Source organism: Variovorax sp. WDL1, from assembly GCF_001541225.1.
In the GTDB taxonomy this organism is placed as follows: Bacteria; Pseudomonadota; Gammaproteobacteria; order Burkholderiales; family Burkholderiaceae_C; genus Variovorax.
Genome location: NZ_LMTS01000243.1, coordinates 45,117 through 52,040, shown reverse-complemented (window position 1 = coordinate 52,040; position 6,924 = coordinate 45,117). Strand labels below are relative to the sequence as shown.

The following is a 6,924-nucleotide window of genomic DNA, read 5'->3' as shown; positions in this document are numbered from 1 at the left end:
GAACTCGCTTGCCACACGGGAGGCGTCCATATAAGACAACACATGGGCGCGAGCATCCAGGACGACTATTCCCCCGAGCGCATCGCCGACCGCCTGCACATCCAGGACTGCATGTACAGGTGGTGCCGCGCGGTGGACCGGCTGGACTTCAGCGGGATTCGCGAGGTCTTCCATCCGGATGCGGTGGATCTGCATGGCGCCTTCAACGGGCCGGTGGACGGGCTGGTCGAGTGGATCCGCGAGCGCCATGCCGGCATCCCTTTTTCCATGCACGCGGTGAGCAACATCCTGATCGAATTCGCGGGGCCCGACCTGGCGCTGGTGGAGACCTATGTCCGCACCACGCAGCGCTACCCGGCAGAGGCACGTGCCGCGCTCGACCAGCTGGCCGGCGGCAAGGCAGGCGCGGCGGGCGGCGGCATGGACCTCATGACCTGCTCGCGCTATGTCGACCGCTTCGAGCGCCGGGCCGACGCCCGATGGAAGATCGCGAAGAGGACCCTGGTGGCCGACTGGAAGCAGTTCGTGCCGGTGCCCGCCGACATGCCGCAGCCTCCTGCTTCGCAGGAGACCGGCCGGCGCAGCCAGGACGACCTGGTGTTCCGCGAGCGGCGGGCGTTGGGGCTTGCCTGAGACGCGCCCGTAGCGGCCGTGCCGCGCCCATGCCGGACTGCGGCACGTAGACGATGTCCGGCTGGCACGGCTCCACCACGCGCGCGTCCTGCAGCAAGTCGGAATCTTCGGAATAATTGAATGGTTGGACCATTTAAACTACCATAGGAGCCCTTGCCCTTTTCCCGAAACTCAGGAGACACCCCCATGAACATGGCCCGCCTTTTCGCCGCTGCCGCGATGCTCGTGGCGGCAGCGAGTTCGTTCGCGCAGAACGCCGCCGCCGCCTATCCCTCCAAGCCCGTCACCATCGTGGTGCCGTTCTCCGCGGGCGGCGCGACCGATCTGTCGGCGCGCATGATCGCAGCGCTCCTGACCCGGCAGCTGGGCCAGCCCTTCGTGGTCGAGAACCGCGCCGGCGCCGGCGGCATGATCGGCATGGGCGCCGTGGCACGCGCGCAGCCTGACGGCTACATGTTGGGCTGGGGCGGCAACAGCCCGATGAGCGTCACGCCCCACATCACCCGCAACCCGCCCTACGACCCGCAGAAGGCATTCGCGCCGGTGAGCCTGGCGGCGATCTCGTCGTGGACGCTCGTCTCCAAGGCCGAGCTGCCGGCGAAGGACTTCGCCGAACTGGTGAAGCTCGCCAAGTCGCAGCCGGGCAAGATCACCATCGCGTCCTCCGGCAACGGCAGCGCGCCGCACCTGCTGTCGGAGCTGTTCAAGCAATCCGCCGGCATCGACCTGCTGCACGTGCCCTTCAAGGGCGAGATCGACGGCGTCAACGCCATGCTCGGCGGACAGGTGGACCTGATGTTCACCTCCACCTCGGCGGCCACCCCGCTGCTGAAGGCCGGCAAGCTCAAGGGCTTTGCCGTGACCACGCCCAAGCGCGAGCCGGCGCTGCCGCAGTACCCCACGGTGGCCGAGGCGGGCCAGCCGGACCTGACCATCGAGATCTTCTTCGGCCTGGTTGCCCCGGCCGGTACGCCGCAGCCAGTGGTGGACAAGCTCGCCGCCGCGATGAAGACCGCCGTGGCCGACGCCAACTACCGCGAGACGATGGAGAAGGCCGGCGTCGCTGCCACCAGCAGTACGCCGGATGAATTCGCCGCACTGCTGAAGCGCCACAACCAGCGCTGGCTCGACGTCATCAAGCGCAACAACATCACCGCCGAATGACCTCTGCCGCCCCTGACACGGCGCCGAACGCCGTCAATGCCGACACCTACGCGCTGCGCGAGCTGAGCTTTCCGAAGCTTCTCGCGAAGTTCGCGCGGAGCGCCCGCGACAAGGTGTTCCTGACCGAGACGGCCACCGGCCGAACCTTCACCTATGGCGAAATCGACGCCTGGACCGGCCGGGTGGCCCAAGCGCTGCAGGGCTTCGGCGTGGTACGCGGCGGACACGCCGGCCTGCTGATGGGCAACTCGGCCGAGCACCTGTCGGTGTTCTTCGCCATCAGCAAGATCGGCGCGGTCTCGGTGCCGGTCAACACCGCCGCGCGCGGCGAGTTGCTGCGCTACTACCTGGGGCAGTCCGACTGCGAGACGGTTGTCGTCGATGCCTCGCTGGTGTCGCGCCTGCAGGAGGTGCTGGCGCAGCTGCCGCTGCTCAAGCGCGTGATCGTGGTGCGCACCGGCGAGGAAGGGGAAGGCGCGGTCTCGCTGTCCGGCGCGATCGAGGTGGCGGACTTCCACGCGCTGGTCGACGGCGCGAGTGCCGCGCCTTTCGAGCCGGCCATCGAGCCGCGCTTCTGCGACCTCGTGCTGATCGCCTACACCTCCGGGACCACGGGACCGTCCAAGGGCAGCATGCTGTCCCAGGCGGCGGCGCTGACCTACGGTACCAGCGCGGCCGAGGCGCAAGGCTACCGCGCCTCGGACATCTTCTATGTCTGCCTGCCGCTGTTCCACAACAACGCGCTGCTCGCCGCCACCGGCGCGGCGCTGGTGTGCGGGGCCTCGGTCGTGCTGTCGCGGCGCTTCTCGGTGTCGCGGTTCTGGGGCGAGATCCGCGAATCGAAGGCCACGATCACCAACTTCCTCGGCGCAATGTCCAGCTTTCTGTGGAGCCAGCCGCCGTCGCCCGCCGATGCGGACCACTGCCTGCGCCTGGTGAGCATGGCGCCCACCCCGAGGTATGCGGCCGAGTTCGAGAAGCGCTTCGGCCTGCGCGCGATGAACAACTACGGCCTGTCGGACTACGGCATGGTGACCTCCTTCACGCAATGGGACCCGCGCGACAAGCTCGGCTCCATCGGCCGGCCACGGCGCGGCGTGCAGGTCCGGATCGTGGACGACGACGACTTCGAGCTGCCGCCGGGCGAGGTCGGGGAGATGGTGCTGCGCTTCGACGAGCCGTGGCGCGGCACGATGGGCTACTACAAGATGCCCGATGCGACGCTGGCGTCGCGCCGCAACCTGTGGTTCCACACCGGCGACCGCGGCATGTGCGACGAGGACGGCTACCTCTACTTCGTGGACCGCAAGAAGGACTGCATCCGCCGGCGCGGCGAGAACATCTCGGCCTTCGAGGTCGAGCAGATCATCGCCACGCATCCCGACGTGGCCGATGCCGCCGTCTTCCCCGTGGCGACGCAGGCCAACGACGAGGAGGTGGCCGCCGTGGTCCTGGCCAAGCCCGGCACGCAGCTCGACGCGCTGCAGCTGGTCGAGCACTGCCAGCGCAACATGGCCTACTTCATGGTGCCGCGGTATATCCAGTTCCGCGCGTCGCTGCCGACCACCATGAGCCAGAAGGTGGAGAAGTTCAGGCTGCGCCAGGAACTCGAGGCAGCGCTCTCGCAGGCCTGGGACCGCGAGGCGGCCGGGGTGGTGCTGGCGCGGTAGGGCTTGTTGGCAGGCCCTGGGCGGAAGGCGCCGCCTTCACCATGTAGCTGCGGTGCAGCTTGGTCAGCGCCGAGCTCATCTCTGCCGCCGCCTTCTCCGCGTCCCGTGCGCGCAGGTGCTTCAGCAGCCGCTTGCGGGAAGGATGCGTGTAGGTCTGCTCGTCGGTCGGGCCGATCGCCTTCACGAACTGCCGGGTGATCTCCATGATCCCCTCGGTCGTCGCGATCAGCACCGGGTTGTGCGTGGTCCGGGCCAGCAGCACGTGGAAGGCCTGGTGGTGCCGCGTGCGCTCCTCGAAATCGCCGGCCTTTCGCGCCCGCTCGGCAGCCGCGACGTTGGCCTCCAGCGCCGCGATCTCCTCGTCGGTAATGCGCTCGCAGGCCATGCGGATCACGGCGGCGCTGATCGAGATGCGCGCCTCGGTCAGGTGCTCGGGCGTGATCGCGCCCAGGAAGTAGAGGTCGCGCATCCCCGCCACCACGGCATTGGAGCTCCCCGGGAGCACGAAGGCGCCGCCGGTCGCGCCCAGCCGCAGTTCGATCAGCCCGCTCAGCTCCAGCGCACGCAGCGCCTCGCGCATGGTGTTGCGGCTCACGCCGAAGCGCTTCGCAAGCTCTCGCTCCGGCGGCAGCTTGTCGCCGGGGCGAAGCTTTCCTTCCGAGATCAGGCGGCGCAGCTGGTTCGCCACCTCCTGGAAGATGCGCTGCGGATTGATGGGGACGACGTCGAAGCTGTCGTGGACTGGGGCGCGGGGCATGGCCGGGATCGTAGCGGCTGCGGCATGGGGTGTCGCATTGACCAAATGGTTGGACCAATGATATTCTGGTCCTATGCTGAATGCCATCTTTCTGGAGACGCTCGCGTGATGCTGCCGTTGCAAGACCAGGTGGCCATCGTCACCGGCGCCGCGCGCGGCCTGGGCCGCGGCTACGCGCTGCGCCTGGCGAAGCTGGGCGCGGACGTGGTCATCGCCGATGTCGACCTCGCCTCCGCGCACGAGTTCGGCGAGGAACTCACGGCCCCGGGGGTGCCCGAGGAGGTCCGAGCCCTGGGCCGCCGCAGCCTCGGGGTGCAGGGCGATCTGCGCCGGCGCGAGGCCGCGCGAGCCCTCGTGCGCAGGACGATGGCCGAGTTCGGCCGCATCGACATCCTGGTCAACAACGCGGGCGGTGCCTTCACCCCTGTAGAGCGCAGCCTGGCCTCGCAGATGACCGACGAGGACACGGACGCGATGCTCGACGTGAACTACCGAAGCGCGCTCTTCTGCAGCCAGGAGGCACTTCCCGCGATGCGCGCCCGGCACTCGGGCGTGATCGTGAACATCGCCACCATGGCCGCGCTCGACGCCTCGCGCACGGCGGGACGGCTCGCCCCTTACGCGGTAGCCAAGAGCGCGGTGCTGACCTTGACGCGCTACCTGGCGGCCGAGGTGGGGCCGGACGGCATCCGCGTCAACTGCATCGCGCCGGGCTCGATGCTCACCGAGCGCATCCGCAAGCAGGCCGCCGCACGCGGCATGCAGAACGAGAAGGAGCTGAAGCGCATCCCGCTGCGCCGCTTCGGCGAGGTGGAGGACTGCGCGAATGTGCTGGAGTTCCTGGTCACGCCGCTGTCGGCCTACGTGACGGGGCAGTGCATCTCGGTGTGCGGCGGACAGGTGCTGACGCCCTCGTGAGCCGCAGTTGTCATCCGGCAGCGATGGCAGCGGCGCGCCGTCGCAGGGACACGGCGAACCCGATGCCGATGACGGCCAGCGCCGCCGCGGGCAGCAGCAGCAGGGCGCCATAGGCCTGCAGGTCGACCAGGCCGCCGAAGGCCGCCACGCCGATCGACTGGCCGGCGAACAGGCCGAAGGAAAAGAGCGAAACGGCACTGCCGCGCGCCTGCGGCGCCATCTGGGTGGCGTGCGTCTGCAGGGTGTTGTGGTACAGGTAGGCACCGAAGCCGAGCAGCACCGCCAGCGGCGCCGCGCTCGACCAATGCGGCAGCAGCCACAGCCCGGCCAGCGCGGCGGCCATCAACAGGCCGCCGGCCGCCGCCATCCGGATCTCGCCGAGCGAGCCGACGACGCGGCGCGCGCAGACCGCGTAGGCAAGGCCGCCCACCGCATACATCGCCGAGACGGCAGAGGCTGCCGCCAGGCCGAGTCCTTCGCGGGCGTGCAGGTAGGTGGGCAGGTAGCTGAGCGCACCGAGCAGGAAAACGCCCTCGAGGAACACCGCCACCAGCACCACGCGCGCCCACGGCTGCGCGAGCACGGCGCCGAGGCCGCCGCGGCCGGCCGCGGGCGACCCCACCGCCGCCACCGTCGCGGTGATGCGAGAGGGTTCGCGCCACAGGAGCGCGGCGACCGTCCAGTAGCCCACGCTCAACACCGCGAAGGCGCCGCGCCAGCCCAGCGCCGTCTCGGCGCACAGGCCACCCAGCAGCTGGCCCATCACCATGCCCGAGAGGGTGCCGAGCAGCAGCCGCGCCAGCGTCGCCTGCCGCGCCTCGTACGCCACCGCATCGCCGATCCAGGCCATCGCGAGCGGCACGATGCCCGCGGCCGCCATGCCCCACAGTGCACGCCAGGCCAGCAGCGCGTCGAAGGAGCCCGCGAGCGCTGCGGCGGCCGAGGCGGCGCCGGAGCCGGCGAGGGCGAACGTCATCATGCGCTGCTTGCCGAAGCGGTCCGCGAGCGGGCCGGACAGGAGTTGCATCAGCCCGTACGCCACCGCGAAGCCGATGATGAGCCTGCCCGATTCACCCGCACTGCGCTGGAACTCGTCGGCGAAGCGCGGCAGCAGCGAATCGCACACGCGCAGCGCCGCGGCGCTGAAGAAGGCCGCGGCTGCAAGCAACGGCACGGGCGCGCGAGGCGCGCCGGTCATTGCCAGCGGCCGAGCACTTCGGAGGCGGCAGTGGGTTCCTTCGGCGCCGGCCCCTGGATGCGCGAGGGCGTGCGGGAGAAGCGCGGGGCGGGGGCCGGCTGGTTGATGCCGTCCACGTCGACGAAGGTGCGGCGCGCGAGGTTGTGCGGATGGGTCTGCGCGCGCGACAGCGGCAGCACGGGCGCGAAGCACACGTCGGTGCCTTCCAGCGCCTGCGTCCATTCCGCCTGGGTCTTGCGCCTGAAGATGCGGGCGAACTCGTCATGAAGCCGGGGCCACTGCGCCCGGTCGTTCTGCGCGCCATGCAGTTCGGGCGGTACGCCCACGCGCTCGCAGAACTCCGCGAAGAACTGCGGCTCGATCGCGCCCAGGGTCACGTGCTCGCCGTCCGCGGTCTCATACACGCGGTAGTACGGCGCGCCGCCGTCCAGCAGGTTGCTGCCGCGCCGCTCGCTGAACACCCCGCGCAGCTGTTGGCTCACGAAGTTGGTCATGAGCGAGGCGGCGCCGTCTGTCATGGCCGCATCCACCACCTGGCCGCGTCCGGACAGGCCGGCTTCCCGCAGCGCCGCCAGCACGCCCAC

The 6,924-nt window shown here is 70.0% G+C and carries 7 protein-coding genes; 4 read left to right on the top strand and 3 right to left on the bottom strand.

The window, feature by feature from the left end:
* The 3 genes from APY03_RS30325 to APY03_RS30315 all read left to right on the top strand — a co-directional run.
* Positions 1 to 633 (top strand): nuclear transport factor 2 family protein (locus tag APY03_RS30325; RefSeq protein WP_232324475.1); only part of this gene is annotated, 633 nt, incomplete at its 5' end.
* A 186-nt stretch (positions 634 to 819) separates the two neighbouring features.
* Entirely contained in the window at positions 820 to 1,797 is a 978-nt protein-coding gene (locus APY03_RS30320; protein ID WP_068682920.1) for a Bug family tripartite tricarboxylate transporter substrate binding protein, read from the top strand.
* A complete protein-coding gene (locus tag APY03_RS30315; protein ID WP_068682918.1) occupies positions 1,794 to 3,467 on the top strand; it encodes an AMP-binding protein in 1,674 nt (557 codons plus the stop codon). Before APY03_RS30320 ends, APY03_RS30315 begins: the two co-directional genes overlap by 4 nt.
* Here APY03_RS30315 and APY03_RS30310 read toward each other — a convergent pair.
* Positions 3,388 to 4,224 (bottom strand): FadR/GntR family transcriptional regulator, encoded by an 837-nt coding sequence (locus APY03_RS30310; protein WP_068682916.1) that lies wholly within the window; start codon positions 4,222 to 4,224, stop codon positions 3,388 to 3,390. The two genes, APY03_RS30315 and APY03_RS30310, sit on opposite strands and share 80 nt — an antisense overlap.
* A 108-nt stretch (positions 4,225 to 4,332) precedes the next feature.
* Between APY03_RS30310 and APY03_RS30305 the strand changes: the two genes are divergently transcribed.
* Entirely contained in the window at positions 4,333 to 5,142 is an 810-nt protein-coding gene (locus APY03_RS30305) for an SDR family NAD(P)-dependent oxidoreductase (RefSeq protein ID WP_162487123.1), read from the top strand.
* A 10-nt stretch (positions 5,143 to 5,152) separates the two neighbouring features.
* On the opposite strand, the gene APY03_RS30300 is transcribed toward APY03_RS30305, so the two are convergent.
* Positions 5,153 to 6,346 (bottom strand): MFS transporter, encoded by a 1,194-nt coding sequence (locus tag APY03_RS30300; protein WP_083944661.1) that lies wholly within the window; start codon positions 6,344 to 6,346, stop codon positions 5,153 to 5,155.
* Positions 6,337 to 6,924: CoA transferase (locus APY03_RS44820; protein ID WP_232324474.1), on the bottom strand; the 588-nt coding region annotated here is incomplete at its 5' end. The genes APY03_RS44820 and APY03_RS30300, both read right to left, overlap by 10 nt.

Coding starts and splice junctions, on each gene's coding strand:
- APY03_RS30310 (WP_068682916.1), bottom strand. CDS start 4,224: ATGCCCCGCGCCCCAGTCCACGACAGCTTCGACGTCGTCCCCATCAAT.
- APY03_RS30315 (WP_068682918.1), top strand. CDS start 1,794: ATGACCTCTGCCGCCCCTGACACGGCGCCGAACGCCGTCAATGCCGAC.
- APY03_RS30320 (WP_068682920.1), top strand. CDS start 820: ATGAACATGGCCCGCCTTTTCGCCGCTGCCGCGATGCTCGTGGCGGCA.
- APY03_RS30305 (WP_162487123.1), top strand. CDS start 4,333: ATGCTGCCGTTGCAAGACCAGGTGGCCATCGTCACCGGCGCCGCGCGC.